Below are 16365 nucleotides of genomic sequence, written 5' to 3' on the forward strand. Positions count from 1 at the left end.
GCCTAGAACAGGCCTTTCTTGCGGATCTGGCGCAGTTCGTCCGGATCCGGCACCAGCTCGCTCAGGACGTTGCTCTCGCTTTGCACCCCATTGGCATTGGCCGACACGGCGCGCAGCACGGCGGGCTGGCCGGCGGGCAGGCGTGAGAGCGCCTGGGCCTGCTGCTGCACCAGGGTCCGCAGCGCCTGCACCTCGGCCAGCAGATCCGCCTGCTGGCTCAGCAGTTGCTCGAGGGCCGGACCGTCGGCGGGGACGGCGGCCGGCTCCTCGTTGGCCTGGGTCTGCAGCAATTGCTGCAGCTGGGCCACCTGGGTGGGACTGAAGCCGTCCTGGCGAGGGCCGCTGGACTCCCAGGTCAGGCCGCTGGCGCTGCACAGCTGCTGCAGGGTCACCAGGTTGACGTTGTGGTGATCCAGGGCACCGGCGACCCCCTGGCAGAGCCGGGGGCTGAGCAGGTGCAGGTAGAGGCCAGCTAGGTAGATGTCCCGGTGGAACAGCCGCACCACCATCTCCAGATCGTGGCGGTTGTCGTGGCTGCGCTTGGCGGTGCTGTACCACTGCTGCAGGGCCCCCACCGCATAGCGATCCGCCTGGGAGGTGGCCGGATTCAGGTAGAGGGCCAGGCTCAGCTTCTTGGCGCTGGCGTTACTCATCGCCCACCTCGAGCAGCACAGGCTCGGCGGTCTGCAGGGCCGCGTCGTCGGCGTGATACAGGCAGATCTCCCGGGCCAGGGCGCTCTGGGCGTTGTTCACCAGCACCACCTTGTCCCCCAGACTGGGGTAGGCCTGGCGGATGGCCTGTTCGATCAGGGGCGCGCCGCCCCCCACCAGGAACACCCGGTTGGGGTGCTTGGCGAACTTCTTGGCCTCGTAGGCGATCTGGTCACCCAGCTCCTGGATGCGGGTCTCAATCTTGTCGAGGATCCGCGGGATCTGGGATTCGTCGTTCACCACGCTGCGCACGAAGTTCATGTCCTGGCGGCGCTTGATCAGCTCGTTGGCCACCAGGTAGCTGGCGTCGCTGTCGGCGGCCGCCAGGGCCTTGCGGGCCACGTCGGTGACCATGCAGACGCCGATCTCGTTGTTGCCGTAGACCGCGGACACGTCATCGAACCGGCCGACTATGATGCCCATGTCCAGGGTGGTGCCGCCGCAGTCGATCACCAGGGACTTGGTGAACTCGTTGCAGTCTGAGCCCAGCAGGCAGGATAGGGCGGCCGGCAGGCTCTCGGGCATCACCTCCACCTCCACTATCTCGAACAGCTCCCCCTTGTTGAGGCTGATCTCCCGCATCAGGTTGTGGCGCTTGGCGGCGATCTTGGCCTCGTTGCGCTGGCAGTCGTCCGGGTTGTAGTACTCGGTGATGGGCAGGGTCACCACTATGCTCACCGGGCTGGGGGCCAGGCCGGTCTGCAGCAGGGCGTGGTGCACCGCCAGCAGGTTCAGATCGTCGTACTGGTATTGCACATGGGTGGTGGAGAGGGCCTTGTCGGAGGTGGCGTCGTAGGTGTACTTGGTGCTGCCGATCAGGTAGTTGAACACCTTCTGCCCCTTGAGCAGGGCCGCGCTCTTCCACTCCTTGCGAAAGGAGTTGGGGGAGATGATGGTCCTGAGGGTGCCTTGCTCGATCCAGCTTACCTTCACGTTGGTGGAGCCATCGTCGATGGCCAGCTTCAGTTGCGGAATAGACATTTCAGGGTTACTCACAGATCGACTAAGAAATTGGTTGAATGTCGACCATAATATGATGAAAATGCACTGTGGCAAATTAAAATATCGCGGAAATAAACTTCCGCAGAATAAGCTTCCGTGCGGAAGTGTTGCTTCCGCTCCGGGTTGGAGTCTTCATCTGCCGGTCGGTGTGGCCGGTATTCCCGCGGTTGTGGGTCGGTCTTTAATGGTTCAAACGGAATCGCTCTGTCGACGCCGGGTTGTCAATGTTTGTGAGGAGACGAAGCCGCCATGTCCCGTCCTGATGTATTGGATGCCAAGACATCCCGGATCCTTCCCCCCGCCGCGGGGGCTGACTGCCCCCGGGTGGATCTGCTGCAGGCCCAGAGCGCCATCAGCGAGCGCTGTGCCCACCTGGATGCCCAGCTGCCCTCCCTGATGGCGGGACTGCAACGCACCCTGGGTGGCCTGTTCAACGGCCTGGAGTGTCGGCTGGAGTTATCCCCCTTCGAGCTGTGCGATGGGGCGGCCAGCTTTACCCGGGGCCTGCCCCAGGAGACGGATACCGCCAGCCTGCTGTGGGGGGTCTACCAGGCCCCCGTGCTGCCGGCGGGCGGCCTGGGCTGTGGCCTGATGCAGATCGCCGCCGACGAGCTGTTCCGCCTGGCGGAGCTGTTCTTCGGCGGCCTGCCGTCGCCGCGGCCCCAGCCGGCCCGGGCGCCATCTGATACCGAATGGCGACTGCTACAGCGTCTGCTGGCGGAGCAGCTCAATGCCCTGGGCGCCCGCCTGGGGCTGGTGTTGCCCTGGGAGGTGCCCTTGCTGTCCCCCAACCAGCCGCCGGCTCGCGGCTGCTGGGCCCGTAGCCGGCTGCAATTGCGGCTCGGTAGCCACCTGTTCCACTGGCGTTTCTACTGGCCCCTGCCGGCCGACGACGCGGCGGCCGAGGCGGCGGATCTGGCGGTCGAGCTGGAGCAGGCCCTACGGGCCGTGCCGGTGCGCGTGATCGTGCAGATGCAAGAGTGGCAAATGAATCTGGCTGAGGTGAGTCAGCTGCAGGTAGGGGACATACTGCCCCTGGACATGCAGGATCCCATGCCGGCAGGCCTCGGCGGCCTGCCTTGTTTCAAAGGCCATGTGGCCGAACATCAAGGCTACCTGGTGTTCCAGGTAGTGGCCTGATCGCAAAGGAGCGAGCCATGAGTGATACCCCAGAGACGCTGATGGACCTGGGTCTGGACGGCATTGACAGCCTGTTCGACAAGCCCGAGGAAATGGATCTGTCCGTCCCCATCAGCAGCGAGCCCCGGCAGCGGGACCTGCGTTTCTTCCGCCAGATCCCGGTACGGGTCACCCTGGAGGTGGCCAGTACCGAGCTGCCGCTGGGGGAGTTGATGCAGGCCGGCAAGGGCAGCGTGCTGGAGCTGGACAAGCCCGCCGGCGCGCCCCTGGATGTGCGGGTCAACGGCCATCTACTGGCCCGGGGCGAGGTGGTGCTGATCAACGGCAAGTACGGTCTGCGCCTCACCGAGGTGGTGGATGAACAACTGCTCGATGGCCTGGATGCGTAAGCTCGTCTGGCTCTGGCCGGCCCTGCTGCTGGGCGGGCTGGCCCTGCCCTGTCAGGGGGCGGATATGACGCTGTTTTCCGTGACGCCGGGGGCCGATGGCGCCCAGGACTACCACGTCAAGCTTCAGATCCTCTTCTTCATGACCCTGCTGGGCCTGTTGCCCAGCCTGCTGCTGATGATGACCAGCTTCACCCGCATCATCATAGTGCTGGCCATACTGCGCCAGGCGCTGGGGTTGCAGTCCAGCCCCCCCAACCGGGTGCTGCTGGGCATCGCCCTGACCCTGACGCTGCTCATCATGCGGCCCGTGTGGCAGACCGTCTACACGGAGGCGTTTCTCCCCTACGACCAGGGAAGCCTGACCCTGGAGCAGGCGCTGGACAAGGCCGAGGTGCCGGTACGGCGCTTCATGCTGCGCCAGATCCGGGAGAGCGATCTGGAGCAGGTGCTGCGCATCGCCGATGAGCCTTTGACCCTGACGCCGGAGCAGGTGCCGTTCGGCGTGCTGCTGCCGGCCTTCGTGCTCAGTGAGCTGAGCACCGCTTTCCAGATCGGCTTCATGCTGTTCATCCCCTTCCTGGTCATCGATCTGGTGGTAGCCAGCGTGCTGATGGCCATGGGCATGATGATGCTCTCGCCTCTGGTGATCTCCCTGCCCTTCAAGCTGATGGTGTTCGTGCTGGTGGATGGCTGGGCCCTGACGGTGGGCTCCCTGGCGGCCAGCTTCGGGGATCTGTCGCCATGAGTCCCGAGCAGAGTGTTGGCCTGGTGAGCCAGGGGGTGACCCTGGTGATCACCCTGGTGATGATCCTGATCGTGCCCAGCCTGCTGGTGGGCCTGCTGGTGAGCATCGTGCAGACCGCCACCCAGATCCAGGAGCAGACCCTGAGCTTTTTGCCGCGCCTCATCGTCACCCTGCTGGTGCTGGTGTTCACCGGCCCCTGGATCTTGCGGCAGATCATCAGCCTGTTTCAGGGCATCTTCCAGCATATCCCCGGAGCCATCGGCTGATGGCCCTCTGGCAGCTGCCGGCAGCCGAGCTGCTGGCCGGCTGGTTCAGCCAGTGGTGGTGGCCCTTCGTGCGCTTCACCGCCGCCTTCTGGGCCATGCCCCTGCTGGGTGACTACCGGGTCACAGTGCGGCTGCGCCTGGTGCTGGGCTTCCTGCTGGCCCTGCTGGTGGCGCCCATGCTGCAGGGCCAGCTGCCGCCGGTGGATCCCCTGTCCCCCGCCACCTTGCTGTTGAGCCTGGGGCAGATACTGTTCGGTCTGCTGTTCGGCTTCGGCGTCCAGTGCCTGTTCTGGCTGCTGGGGCTCACCGGCCACGTTCTGGCCCAGCAGATGGGCCTGGCCATGGCGGTGGTGAACGATCCCCTGCACGGCGGCAACGCTCCCGTGGTGGGGGAGCTGATGACCCTGCTGTGCGGCCTGCTGTTTTTGACCCTGAACGGCCACCTGGTGGCGCTGGATCTGCTGGTGGACAGCCTGCGGCGCTGGCCACCGGGCAGCAGTCTCTATGATCTGGACTTGAGCCAGATCTGGCACCTGGTGGCCTGGTGTTTCAGTGGCGCTCTGGCTCTGGCCTTCCCGGCCATGGTGGCCATGCTGCTGGTGAACCTGGCCTTCGGGGTGATGAACCGTACCGCCCCGGCCTTCAATATCTTCTCTCTGGGTTTCCCCCTGAGCATGCTGGTGGGGCTGTTTGCCCTGCTGCTGACCTTAAGCGGTGTGCCGGGTCGCTACATGGAACTGGTGGAGAACCTGTTTGACGGCCTGAACCGGCTGATGGGGAGCGCCTGATGGCGGACGCCCAGGACCGCAGCGAAGCGGCCACACCCCGCCGCCTGAGACAGGCCCGCCGCAAGGGCCAGGTGGCCCGTTCCCGGGAGCTGGTGAGCGCCGGCCTGCTGCTCATCGGCAGCCTGGCTCTCAAGGTGTGGGCGGCGGCGTTCGGCAACTTCTTTGCCCAGCAGATGCGCTACCAGTTCAATCTGGACTTTCTGCAGGCCCGTACCCCCTGGCTGATGGTCAGCCGCCTGGGGGAGGCGCTGCTGGCCATGGTGGGGCTGTTGCTGCCGCCCTTCGCCCTGCTGGGACTGACCCTGGTGCTGCTGGGCATGCTGCCCGGCGGCCCCGTGCTGGTGTGGGACAATCTGATACCCAAGCCCAACCGTTTTAACCCGCTGGCGGGGCTGGGGCGCATGGTCTCCGGCCGCAACCTGGCGGAGGCGGGCAAGGCCCTGCTCAAGGTGCTGCTGGTGGGCACCGCCCTCTGGCTGCTGCTGCGGCAGAACAGCACCACCCTGGTGAGCCTGAGTCGGGCGCCCTTCGCAGAGGCCCTGGAGCAGGGGCTGCAGATATTGTCGGGGGCCTGGTTGTGCATGGGGCTGATCCTGGCCTTTATCGCTCTGATCGACGTGCCGCTGCAGCAGTGGCAGTTGCTCAAGGGCTTGCGGATGAGCAAGCAGGAGATCAAGGAGGAGCGGCAGAACGTCGAGGGCCGCCCTGAGGTGAAGATGCGGCTGCGGCGCATGCAGGTGATGCTGTCCCGCGCCCAGCTGAAACGGCGGCTGCCCCAGGCGGACGTGGTGCTGGTGAACCCCACCCACTATGCGGTGGCGGTGCGCTATGACCAGCGCAAGGCCCAGGCGCCCTATGTGGTGGCCAAGGGGGTGGACGAGATGGCCCTGCGGATCCGCGAGCTGGCCGGTGAGCTGGACAAGCCTGTGCTGGCTCTGCCGGAGCTGGCGCGTGCCGTCTATCACAGCACCCGGGTGGATCAGGAGATCCCAGCGTCCTTGTATAACGCCGTGGCCCAGGTGCTCAACCATGTGTTGCAGCTCAAGGCCTATCGCCAGGGGCGGGGCAAGCCGCCGCGTCCCCTGGCCAATCTGCCGATCCCGGTACAATTGTCGCAAAAGAGGTAACGCGTGAACTGGCGTAGTCTGACCAAGTCCTATACCGGGGTGCCGCTGCTGTTGCTGGCGGTGCTGGCCATGGTGATATTGCCGCTGCCCGCCTGGCTGCTGGATACCCTGTTTACCTTCAACATAGTGCTGGCGCTGCTGGTGCTGCTGGTGTCGGTCTCCGCCCGCCGGCCGTTGGACTTCTCCCTGTTCCCCACGGTACTGCTCATCGCCACCCTGATGCGCCTCTCCTTGAACGTGGCCTCCACCCGGGTGGTGCTGCTGCACGGTCAGAACGGCGCCGACGCCGCGGGTAAGGTGATCCAGTCCTTCGGCGAGGTGGTGATCGGCGGCAACTACGTGGTGGGCCTGGTGGTGTTCGTCATCCTGATGGTGATCAACTTCGTGGTCATCACCAAGGGGGGCGAGCGGATCTCCGAGGTGTCCGCCCGTTTCACCCTGGACGCCATGCCCGGCAAGCAGATGGCCATCGACGCCGACCTCAACGCCGGCCTGCTGGATCAGAAGGGCGCCAAGCAGCGGCGGCAGGAGATCGCCCGGGAGGCGGACTTCTACGGCGCCATGGATGGGGCCTCCAAGTTCGTTCGTGGTGACGCCATCGCCGGCCTGCTGGTGTTGCTCATCAACCTGGTGGGGGGGCTGTGCATCGGTATCTTCCAGCACGACATGAGCGCCGCCGACGCCTTCCAACGCTACGCCCTGCTCACCATAGGGGACGGTCTGGTGGCCCAGATCCCCTCCCTGCTGATGTCCACCGCCGCCGCCATCATAGTCACCCGGGTCAACGACGAAGGGGAGATGAGCGATCTGGTGGGTCGGCAGCTGCTGGCCTCCCCGCGGGTCATGGTCACCGCCGCCGGTGTCATGCTGGTGCTGGGCTTGGTGCCCGGCATGCCCACCTTCGCCTTCCTGGCCTTCGCCGCCGTGCTGGGCTACGCCGCCTGGCGCGCCCAGCAGCAGGACAGCGCCCGCCAGGCCCTGGAGCAGGCGGAAGCCCTGGTGGAGAGCAAGAGCGAGCCGGCCCGGGAGCAGCTGGAGTGGCGGGATCTGCCCTTCGTGGATGCCGTGGTGGTGGATCTGGGCTATCGCCTGGTGAAGCTGGCGGATCAGAACAAGGGGGCCGAGTTGCTGCAGCGGGTGCGGGGCATCCGCAAGACGCTGTCGGAACAGTTCGGCTTCCTGATGCCGGAGATCCGGGTCAAGGACAACCTGCACCTCAAGCCGGAGCAGTACCAGATCCGCCTGGCCGGGGTGCCGGTGGCCCAGGGGCGCATCGAGCCGGAGCGGCTGATGGCCATCAGCAGCGGTGAGGTGTATGGCAAGCTGGACGGCATTCTGACCCGGGATCCCGCCTACGACATGGAGGCGGTGTGGATACTGCCAGAGACGCGGGCCAAGGCCCTCAACATGGGCTATTCGGTGATCGAGCCAGCCTCGGTGATCGCCACCCACGCCAGCAAGGTGATGCGGGAGAATCTGGAGGAGCTGCTGGGGCTGGACGAGGTGACCCGCTGGCACGAGCGGCTGGCGGCTCAAGCGCCCAAGCTGTCGGAGTCCCTGATGGCGGCCTTGACCCCCATGCAGCAGCTGAGAGTGCTGCGCACCCTGCTGCGGGAGCAGATCAGCCTGCTGGATATTCGTGCCATCGCCACCAGCCTGCTGGACAGCAGCGAACACAGCAAGGATCCCATCGTCCTGGCGGCGGATGTGCGCTGTGTGCTGCGGCGGGCCCTGCTGCGGCAACTGATGGGCGAGCGCAGCAAGCTGGCGGCCTTCACCCTGGAGGAGCGGCTGGAGCAGACCCTGTTGGGGGCCCTGCGCCAGGCCCAGCAGCAGGGCAAGGTGGCCCTGGATGCCATCCCCATCGAGCCCCACCTGCTGGCCCAGCTGCAGCAGCGCATGCCGTCGGTGCTGGAGCAGATGCAGCGTGGCGGCCAGGTGCCCGTGCTGGTGGTGATGCCGCAATTGCGTCCCCTGATGGCCCGTTACGCCCGCACATTCGCCAAGGGACTGCATGTTCTCTCCTATAACGAGGTGGGGGACGCTGTTCAGATGGATGTCATTGGGTCAATGGGTTAATGCAAAATAAATGCAGGAATAGACTAACCTGCGCCTAAATAAACAGGTTGCACGTAAAAAACCGTAAATAAGATGATCTTTGTTGATGTATTTCCGAGCTGTGATAGATTTGGTGGCTCCATCTGGCTAGTTGACTTTGTGCGACATAAAGCAATAAGCAGTCAGGTGTGGAGAGCGTGACACCCATCCCTAGCTGAATCAATTCTAGAGCCATCTAGAACCAGCCGCCTGGGTTACTTGAAAAAGGCAAACTGCACCGAAAGGGCAGGACGCAAAGCCTCCGGTCTAATACTCAAGTGAGTCAAGATAGCGGGGTTGCCAAATAGCATGGCTGACTGGTTTTAAATAACCACCGGCGAGAATGTGACTTTCGTTTTTTATTAAAAACGGATGCGGATTTGTTCGCCTAAAAAAACCGCATCGGGCCTTACAACGGAATAAAAATAAGCAACAGAGTGCTTGGAAAGGGGTAGTAGATGATGAGTGGGGATATCTCTGGCGATCTCGATGCCGAGCGGCGTTCCCTGGTGTGGCTGACGCCGGATAAGGGGCGACAGCCAGACTGGGAGGCGACGCTGCGGCAGGCCGGCTGGCAACTCAGCTGGGCTGCGCAGCCGGAGGATCTGCCCGCCCGTTGTGCCGACATCATACTGATCAGCGCGCCGGACGAGGCCCAGGCCCTGGCCTGGGTACAGCAGTGTCGTCAGCGTTGTCCCGATAGCCTGCAGCTGGTGCTGGTGGCGGCCCAGCAGAACCGGCTGGCCGGCGAAGCCCTGCGCCAGGGAGCCATGGACTATCTGCATCATCCCTGTTCACAGCAGCAGCTGTTGCGGGCCCTGGATGACCTGCTGAGCCTGCTCACCCCCCAACCGGACATGGTGGTCTGCTCCCATGCTGCTCGTCAGGTGCTGCAGCTGGCTCGTCGCGCCGCCCATGCCGACGCCTCCGTGCTCATCTCCGGCGAGTCCGGCACCGGCAAGGAGTGCCTGGCCCGCTTCATTCATCGCCACTCTAGCCGGGCCAACGGCCCCTATGTGGCGGTCAACTGTGCCGCCATCCCGGAAAACATGCTGGAGGCCCTGCTGTTCGGCGTCGCCAAGGGGGCCTACACGGGGGCCACCCAGAGCCAGGCCGGCAAGTTCGAGCTGGCCCAGGGCGGCACCCTGCTGCTGGACGAGATCGGCGAGCTGCCCCTTGTGCTGCAATCCAAGCTGCTGCGAGTACTGCAGGAGCGGGAGGTGGAGCGGTTGGGCAGCCATCAGCGCATCCCGCTGGACGTGCGCATCATAGCCGCCAGCAACCGGGATCTGCGCAACATGGTGGAGCAGGGCCGCTTCCGCCAGGACCTCTTCTACCGGCTGGACGTGTTGCCCCTGCAGTGGCCGGCGCTGCGGGAGCGCCCCGCCGATATTCTGCCGTTGGCCCAGCACTTTCTCAGCCGCTACGCCCCTGAGCCGGGCTATCGCATCGGCATGGCTGCGGCCCAGCAGCTGCTGGCCTATCCCTGGCCGGGCAATGTGCGGGAGCTTGAGAACGTCATCCGCCGCGCCTTGATCCTGAGCCGTGGCCTGACCCTGCACCCCGAGGAGCTGCAGCTGCCCATGCCCGCCAGCGTGGCGGTACCGGCGGCCGTCTCCCTGGTGGAGGTGCCCCTGGCGCCCCTGGCGCCGCGGGAGGCCGAGGCCCCCGCGCCCAGCCTCCATGCCAGCAAGCGCCTGGCCGAGTTCCAGTGCGTGCTGGAGACCCTCAAGCGTTTCAAGGGCCACAGAACCCGCACCGCCGAGGCCCTGGGCATGACCACCCGGGCCCTGCGCTACAAGCTGGCGGCCATGCGGGATCAGGGTATCGACATCGATCAATTGGTCTGTATCTGACGGACATAACAACAAGGAGCATGCCATGAGCATCGAAGCGGTGACGGCGGGAAATGAGCTGATGCAACAGATGCGGGTGTTGGCGGCGGAGGCGGCCAGCATTGCACCGGCCGCACCGGAGCCGGCTCTGGGGGGCGGCGTCCCGGCGGATTTCGCCAGCTATATGCAGGCCAGCATCCAGGGGGTCAACGCCCAGCAACTGGATGCCAGCGCGCGCATGCAGGCGGTGGAGGCCGGTGAGAGTACGGATCTGGTGGGCACCATGATCAGCAGCCAGAAGGCCAGCCTGAGCTTCTCGGCCCTGGTGCAGGTGCGCAACAAGCTGATGAGCGGCCTGGACGACATCATGGACATGGCGCTGTAGGACGGGATAGATGAATCAGAAGACCAAGCGACGGGCCCTGGATGAGCGGGCCGGTCAGGCCAAGGCCGCGGTAGGCAGCCTGTTGGCCCAGTGGCGCAGCCAGTCCCGGGACAACCGTTCCGTGCTGGTCATCGCCCTGCTGGCAGCCCTGGTGGCGGCCAGCATAGTGGTGATCCTGTGGACCGCCGGCCAGAGCTATGTGCCCCTATATGGGCGGCAGGAGATGTACGATACCGCCAACATCCTCGAGCTGCTGGAGAAGGATCAGGTGCCCTTCAAGCTGGACGTGGCCAGCGGTCAGGTGCTGGTGCCCGAGAGCCAGCTGGCCCAGGTGCGCATCCGTCTGGCGGCCCATGGCGTGCGGGCCGCCATGCCCGCCGGCATGGAGGGGCTCGAAGGCAAGGTGGGGCTGGGCACCAGCGAGTTCATGGAGACCATGCGCTACCGCAACGCCCTGGAGGGCGAGCTGGCCCGCACCATCATAGGGTTGGATGGGGTGCGCAGCGCCCGGGTCCACCTGGCCATCCCCAAACGCACCCTGTTTGTCGGCCGGGAGGAGGAGAAGCCCTCCGCCTCCGTGATGCTGGATCTGGCCGCCGGCGCCGAGCTGGAGCCGGGGCAGGTGGAGGCCATCCTCAACCTGGTGGCAGGCAGCGTCAGCGGCATGAAGCCGGACGCGGTGACCGTAGTGGATCAGGCCGGCCGCCTGCTGAGCGCCCAGCTGCGCCAGGGGGAGAGCGGTCATTTGAGCGTGCAGCAGATCGACTATGTGCGCCGGCTGGAGGACTACATCCGCCAGCGGGCCGCCGACATGCTCTACCCCATGCTGGGCAGCGACAACTTCCGCATCCAGGTGGCGGCGGACGTGGACTTCAACAAGGTGGAGCAGACCGAGGAGGCCATGCCCGGTCAGCCGGTGCTGCGCAGCGAGAGCGGCAAGCAGGACAACTCCCTGGATCGCATCGCCGCCGGCATCCCGGGGGCCCTGTCCAACCGGCCGCCCCAGACGGTGTCCGGCGCCGGCGCCACAGCGCCGGAACCCCAGAGCGCCCGCAACGAGCGCAGCGAGTTCAAGCGCGACTATGTGGTGGGCCGTTCCGTCACCCATACCCAGTTCCAGCAGGGCCGGCTGCAACACCTGCAGGTGTCGGTGCTGCTGAACCAGAACGCCGCCCCCAAGGAGGGCTGGAGCGCCGATCAGCTCACCGAGATCCACGGCCTGGTGGAGCGGGCGGTGGGCTTTGTCGCCGAGCGGGGGGATCAGATCAGCCTGACCAGTTTCCCCTTCACCGAGTCGGCGGTGGACCCGGGCAACTTCGGTGAGGCCTGGTGGCAACAGCCGCTGTTCCAGAATAGCCTGCGCTACGGCATGGGCACCCTGTTGTGCCTGCTGCTGGTGCTGTTGGGCATCCGGCCCCTGGTGAACTACCTGGTGCAGCAGCATCGCCATGAGCGGGCCGAGCGGGACGACGAGGCGCTGGCGGCCTTGCCGGAGGGCCTGGTGGCCGACGGCGAGTCGCCGGTCCAGGCCCCCGCCGTCGTCACCAGCCCGGTGCCGGCCAAGGCGGCCCCCATGCCCCTGTCGGTGGATGAGCTGCCGCCGGTGGGCAGCGATCTGGATGTGCAACTGGCCCACCTGCACCTGATGGTGGAGCAGGAGACGGCGCGGGTGACGGAAGTGCTCAAACTCTGGGTGAACGGACAACATGAACGAAATTAATCTCAACCAGGCCGCGGTGGATCTGCAGATCGACGATCTGGAGAAGGCGGCCATCCTGATGCTGAGCATGGGGGAGGAGGCCGCCGCCAAGATCTTCAAGCGCCTCAAGCGCGACGAGGTGCGCAAGCTGAGCGCTGCCATCGCCAAGCTGCAGCACGTCAGCACCGTCGAGGTGAAGTGGATACTGCAGCAGTTCTTCGGCCTCTATCAGGAGCAGAGCGGCATCAACGGCACCTCCCGCCTCTATTTGCAGCGGACGCTGGATCTGGCCCTGGGGCCGCGCTTCGCCCGCAGCATGCTGGATGGCCTGTACGGCGAAGAGGTGGGCCAGGAGCTGCAGCTGCTGCAATGGGTGCCGCCTGAGGTGATCGGCAGCTTCTTTGCCAAGGAGCACCCCCAGCTGCAGGCGGTGCTGCTCTCCTTCCTGCCGGCGGATCTCTCCTCGGCGGTGCTGGAGGTGTTTCCGCCAGATACCCATGACGATCTGCTGTTTCGGGTGGCCAACCTCAAGGAGATCAACGACGTCATGCTCCATGAGCTGCGGCTGACCATCAACCGCTGCCTGGAGTTCGTCACCGAGCTGGCGGGCACCCAGGTGGACGGCGTCAAGCAAGTGGCGGAGATCCTCAACCGCTACCGCGGTGACCGTGGCCGGGTGCTGGATACCCTGCGCCAGTACAACCAAGGGGTGGCGGTGGAGGTGGAGCGCAGCATGTTCACCTTCGATGCCCTGGCCCGCCAGAACGCCGAGGTGTTGCAGGAGCTGTTTCAGGAGATCCCCGCCGATCTGCTGGCCCTGGCCCTCAAGGGCACCGAGGGCAGCTTTCGCAAGGCCCTGCTGGGGGCGCTGCCCAAGCGGATGGCCCAGTCCCTGGAGACCCAGATCCGGGCCCAGGGCGCCATTCCCCTCAGCAAGGTGGAGCAGGCCCGTGCCGACATCATGCAGCAGGTGCGCGCCCTGGTGGAGCAGGGCAGCATAGAGTTCCAGCTGTTTGACGAACAGGTGGTGAGCTGATGCGGCGTCAGGGACGCAAGCTCAGCGTTACCACCCGTCCCCAGACGGTCAAGCCCTATCACTTTCCCGGTCTGCCGGGCAGCCAGGCGGCGCCGGATCCCCAGACCGCCTGGCAGCAGGGCTATGACCAGGGGCTGGAGCAGGGCCGTCAGGCCGGCCACGAAGAGGGGCTGGCCATGGGGCTGGAAGAGGGCCGCGAGCAGGGTCGCGCCGAGGGGCTGACCCGTGGCCAGCAACAGGGTGAACGGCAGGGTCGGGCCGCCTTCGAGCAGGCCCTGGCCCCGGTGCAGGCGCTGCTGAGCACCCTGACCGACTGGCAGGCGGCACAGCGCCCCCTACAACAGGCGCTCATTGAGGCGCTGGTGGAGCAGGTGGCGCGCCAGGTGATCCAGCAGGAGCTGCGGCAGCATCCCGAGGTGGTGGCGGATCTGGTGAGCCGCCTGCTGGCCGGCCTGCCGGCGGAGTCGCAGAATCTGAGCCTCTGGCTGAGCCCGACGGATCAGGCGGCCCTGGCCGCCATCGGCGTCACCGAGTTGCAGGGTTGGCCGCTCAAGGCCTGTGCCAGCCTGCAACCGGGGGACTGCCGGCTGGAGCAGCCGGACACTACCCTGGAATCCCTGTGTGCCGAGCGCCTGACCCAGGCCCTGGCGGCGGTGTCGACCCTGCTGGAAGAGGCTCAGCCATGCTGAGCGGCTGGTTTGAGGCCTGCCTGACCGGCAGCCGGCAGCTGCCGCCCATCCGGCCGGCCCGCCGCTATGGCCGGCTGTTGCAGGTCACTGGCCTGACCCTGCAGGTGGTGGGTTGTCCGCTGCAGCTGGGGCAGCGCTGTCTGGTGGAGACCCAGGATGAACCCCTGGAGGCCGAGGCGGTAGGCTTCGATCGCCAGTTCACCTATCTGATGCCCCTGGTACCTGTGCACGGCCTGCATCCCGGTGCACGGGTCTGGGCGCCGGAGCAGGCCCCGGGCCTGTTACTGGGGGATCACCTGCTGGGCCGGGTGGTGGACGGCCTGCTGCGACCGCTGGACGGCCAGCCGCTGCCCCAGACCGGCACGCGGGTGGCCTGGCAGGGCCAGAGCCCCAACCCCTTGCTGCGGCGGCCGGTGACCGAGCCGCTCAACGTGGGGGTGCGGGCCATCAACGCCCTGCTCACCCCCGGCAAGGGCCAGCGTCTGGGGCTGTTTGCCGGTTCCGGGGTGGGCAAGAGCATGTTGCTGGGCATGATGACCCGCTACACCTCGGCGCAGATCGTCATCGTTGGCCTCATCGGCGAGCGGGGTCGGGAGGTGCGGGAGTTCATCGAACAGGCCCTGGGCGCCGAGGGGCGCCGGCGGGCCGTGGTGGTGGCGGCGCCGGCGGATCAATCCCCCCTGTTGCGGCTGCGGGCCGCCGAGCTGTGCCACCGGCTGGCGGAATATTACCGGGATGCCGGCCACGACGTCCTGCTGCTGATGGACTCCCTCACCCGCTATGCCCAGGCCCAGCGGGAGATTGGCCTGGCTATCGGCGAGCCCCCCGCCACCCGCGGTTATCCCCCTTCCGTCTTCTCGCTGCTGACCCGGCTGGTGGAGCGGGCCGGCAACGGCGTCAGCCCCCAGGGCAGCCTCACCGCCTTCTATACGGTGCTGGCGGAAGGGGACGATCAGCTAGATCCCATCGCCGACGCCGCCCGGGCCATCCTGGACGGCCACCTGGTGCTCAGCCGCCGCCTGGCGGAGCAGGGCCACTATCCGGCCATCGACATCAACGCCTCGGTGAGCCGGGTCATGCCCCAGCTGGTGAGCGCCGAGCAGCTGGCTCGCGCCACCCGGCTGCGCCAGCTGCTGGCCCGCTACCAGCAGGTGCGGGAGCTGTTGCCCCTGGGGGGTTACCAGCCGGGTCACGACAGCGAGCTGGACGAGGCGGTGCGCCGCTATCCCGAGTTGGCGTCCTTCCTGCGTCAGGGGCTGCATGATGCCTACGATCTGGCGGCCAGTCAGCAGGCGCTGGAGGCGCTGCTGGCATGATGGGCCGTTATCTGGATCTGCAGCGCCAGCAGCTCTCCCGTCAGGGGGACGCCCGGCAGGCGTTGCAGGATCAGCTGGTGCGGGAGCGGCAGCGGGTGCAGCAGTTGCGCGAAGCCCTGGCCAAGATGGGTCAGGCGCTGGATCTACGCCAGGGGCTGGTGCGGGAGAATTACTACCAGATGCAGCAGAGTCTGCGCCGCCTGCTGGCTCAGCAGCAGGACAAGGTGGTGGCGGTGGAGCAGCAGCTGGCGGCCCAGGAGCAGCAGTGGCGGGCCCTGCTGGGCAAGGTGAAGGGACTGGAGTTGCTGTTGCGTCAGCAGGCGGCCCAGGCGGCGGCCCAGGCCGCCCGCCGGGAGCAGCGCCTGCTGGATGAGTTCAATACGGTACGCTGGTGCCGGGGAGACTAGGCCGGTAGTCGTTGCTGGGTTCGCCGTAGAGCATGCGGCGGATCACCTCGTGCTGGCACAAGAGGGTGCGACCGTTGCGTTCGTTTTGCTGCTGGCAGGCCTGCACCAGCGCCTGCAGCTGCTGCCAATGGGGGGCCAGCCGTTCCTGTAACGGGCCCGGCAGGCGACCCAGCAACTGGCGCATGCCGCCGTCGTTGCCGCTGAAGCCCAGAAGGCGCAGCCAGTCGGAACGCTCACGGGCTCGGCTCTGCAGCTTGGCCACCAGCTGGCGCTGGCTCTCCAGGGAGCTGGTCAGTCCCTGGGCGTCCCGCTGCCGTAGCTGGTCATGCTGGGCCAGCAGGAGCTCCCGCAGCAGGTGATAATCCAGAATGTCCTGCTGGACACCCCCCACCAGCCGGCTCAGGCACTCCCGACTGTTCAATTGCGATGCATCTCCAGGATGGCCTGGCTCAGGGTCGTCAGATCCAGATCCAGCTGGCCGTCCGCCAGGGACTGGCGAATGGTCTGCACCTTGTCCATGTCCACCTCGTCGGTCTCCGCCATGGCGGATTGCACCTGGTCCAGCCACAGGGCGTCGGCGCTGAGCTGGTAGTCGGCCTCGGCACCGCTACGGCTGTCGGTGGCACCGGTCTGCGCCGCCCGCACCTCGGTGATCTGGCCCACATACGGGTTGTCTATCAGCAGCGCCTTGGCGCCGTCGGTAATCTTCATGCCCCCTCCTGTCTGTTGCCTA

Annotated in this window: 18 protein-coding genes and 1 riboswitch; of the genes, 14 read left to right on the forward strand and 4 right to left on the reverse strand. The window is 66.3% G+C overall.

From position 1 onward, the window contains the following. Window positions 1-2 precede the first annotated feature (2 nt). On the reverse strand, window positions 3-653 hold the full coding sequence (locus tag ABHF91_RS01420) for a hypothetical protein (protein ID WP_409421723.1): 651 nt from the start codon (window positions 651-653) through the stop codon (window positions 3-5). Beyond that, entirely contained in the window at window positions 646-1692 is a 1047-nt protein-coding gene (parM, locus tag ABHF91_RS01425) for a plasmid segregation protein ParM domain-containing protein (protein WP_409421724.1), read from the reverse strand. Before parM ends, ABHF91_RS01420 begins: the two co-directional genes overlap by 8 nt. A gap of 270 nt (window positions 1693-1962) precedes the next feature. On the opposite strand from parM, the gene ABHF91_RS01430 reads away from it, so the two are divergent. From ABHF91_RS01430 to ABHF91_RS01495, 14 genes are all read left to right on the forward strand, one after another. Continuing rightward, window positions 1963-2853: a FliM/FliN family flagellar motor switch protein gene (locus ABHF91_RS01430; RefSeq protein ID WP_409421725.1), complete on the forward strand. Its 891-nt coding sequence runs from the start codon at window positions 1963-1965 to the stop codon at window positions 2851-2853. A gap of 17 nt (window positions 2854-2870) precedes the next feature. Beyond that, complete coding sequence (fliN, locus tag ABHF91_RS01435) at window positions 2871-3242, forward strand: flagellar motor switch protein FliN (RefSeq protein ID WP_409421726.1); 372 nt, start codon at window positions 2871-2873, stop codon at window positions 3240-3242. Next, window positions 3235-3987 carry a flagellar type III secretion system pore protein FliP gene (fliP, locus tag ABHF91_RS01440; RefSeq protein ID WP_409421727.1) on the forward strand — a complete coding sequence of 251 codons (753 nt, stop codon included), beginning with the start codon at window positions 3235-3237 and terminating at the stop codon, window positions 3985-3987. Before fliN ends, fliP begins: the two co-directional genes overlap by 8 nt. Further along, window positions 3984-4253: a flagellar biosynthetic protein FliQ gene (locus ABHF91_RS01445; protein ID WP_409421728.1), complete on the forward strand. Its 270-nt coding sequence runs from the start codon at window positions 3984-3986 to the stop codon at window positions 4251-4253. The genes fliP and ABHF91_RS01445 overlap by 4 nt, the downstream gene beginning before the upstream one ends. Further along, entirely contained in the window at window positions 4253-5041 is a 789-nt protein-coding gene (fliR, locus tag ABHF91_RS01450) for a flagellar biosynthetic protein FliR (protein ID WP_409421729.1), read from the forward strand. Before ABHF91_RS01445 ends, fliR begins: the two co-directional genes overlap by 1 nt. After that, entirely contained in the window at window positions 5041-6168 is a 1128-nt protein-coding gene (locus ABHF91_RS01455) for a flagellar biosynthesis protein FlhB (protein ID WP_409421730.1), read from the forward strand. Before fliR ends, ABHF91_RS01455 begins: the two co-directional genes overlap by 1 nt. Window positions 6169-6171: 3 nt before the next feature. Next, on the forward strand, window positions 6172-8247 hold the full coding sequence (gene flhA, locus ABHF91_RS01460) for a flagellar biosynthesis protein FlhA (RefSeq protein ID WP_409421731.1): 2076 nt from the start codon (window positions 6172-6174) through the stop codon (window positions 8245-8247). Window positions 8248-8482: 235 nt separating this feature from the next. Further along, a riboswitch (cyclic di-GMP riboswitch) is annotated at window positions 8483-8570 on the forward strand. A 153-nt stretch (window positions 8571-8723) separates the two neighbouring features. Continuing rightward, complete coding sequence (locus tag ABHF91_RS01465; protein WP_409421732.1) at window positions 8724-10121, forward strand: sigma 54-interacting transcriptional regulator; 1398 nt, start codon at window positions 8724-8726, stop codon at window positions 10119-10121. Window positions 10122-10146: 25 nt separating this feature from the next. Beyond that, complete coding sequence (locus ABHF91_RS01470; protein WP_409421733.1) at window positions 10147-10485, forward strand: flagellar hook-basal body complex protein FliE; 339 nt, start codon at window positions 10147-10149, stop codon at window positions 10483-10485. A gap of 10 nt (window positions 10486-10495) precedes the next feature. Beyond that, entirely contained in the window at window positions 10496-12205 is a 1710-nt protein-coding gene (gene fliF, locus ABHF91_RS01475; RefSeq protein ID WP_409421734.1) for a flagellar basal-body MS-ring/collar protein FliF, read from the forward strand. Next, a complete protein-coding gene (locus tag ABHF91_RS01480) occupies window positions 12192-13220 on the forward strand; it encodes a FliG C-terminal domain-containing protein (protein WP_409421735.1) in 1029 nt (342 codons plus the stop codon). The genes fliF and ABHF91_RS01480 overlap by 14 nt, the downstream gene beginning before the upstream one ends. Continuing rightward, window positions 13220-13909, forward strand: a complete 690-nt coding sequence (locus ABHF91_RS01485; RefSeq protein ID WP_409421736.1) for a FliH/SctL family protein — start codon at window positions 13220-13222, stop codon at window positions 13907-13909. Before ABHF91_RS01480 ends, ABHF91_RS01485 begins: the two co-directional genes overlap by 1 nt. Continuing rightward, a complete protein-coding gene (locus ABHF91_RS01490; RefSeq protein WP_409421737.1) occupies window positions 13903-15225 on the forward strand; it encodes a FliI/YscN family ATPase in 1323 nt (440 codons plus the stop codon). Before ABHF91_RS01485 ends, ABHF91_RS01490 begins: the two co-directional genes overlap by 7 nt. Continuing rightward, window positions 15222-15632 carry a flagellar FliJ family protein gene (locus ABHF91_RS01495; protein ID WP_409421738.1) on the forward strand — a complete coding sequence of 137 codons (411 nt, stop codon included), beginning with the start codon at window positions 15222-15224 and terminating at the stop codon, window positions 15630-15632. Before ABHF91_RS01490 ends, ABHF91_RS01495 begins: the two co-directional genes overlap by 4 nt. Here the strand turns inward: ABHF91_RS01495 and ABHF91_RS01500 are convergent. Both ABHF91_RS01500 and flgM read right to left on the reverse strand, forming a co-directional pair. Beyond that, window positions 15601-16053 (reverse strand): flagellar protein FlgN, encoded by a 453-nt coding sequence (locus ABHF91_RS01500; protein ID WP_409421739.1) that lies wholly within the window; start codon window positions 16051-16053, stop codon window positions 15601-15603. The two genes, ABHF91_RS01495 and ABHF91_RS01500, sit on opposite strands and share 32 nt — an antisense overlap. Beyond that, window positions 16050-16343: a flagellar biosynthesis anti-sigma factor FlgM gene (flgM, locus tag ABHF91_RS01505; protein WP_409421740.1), complete on the reverse strand. Its 294-nt coding sequence runs from the start codon at window positions 16341-16343 to the stop codon at window positions 16050-16052. The genes ABHF91_RS01500 and flgM overlap by 4 nt, the downstream gene beginning before the upstream one ends. Between the last annotated feature and the right edge of the window lie 22 nt (window positions 16344-16365).

The organism is Pseudaeromonas aegiceratis (assembly GCF_046254905.1).
Taxonomy (GTDB): Bacteria; Pseudomonadota; Gammaproteobacteria; order Enterobacterales; family Aeromonadaceae; genus Pseudaeromonas; species Pseudaeromonas aegiceratis.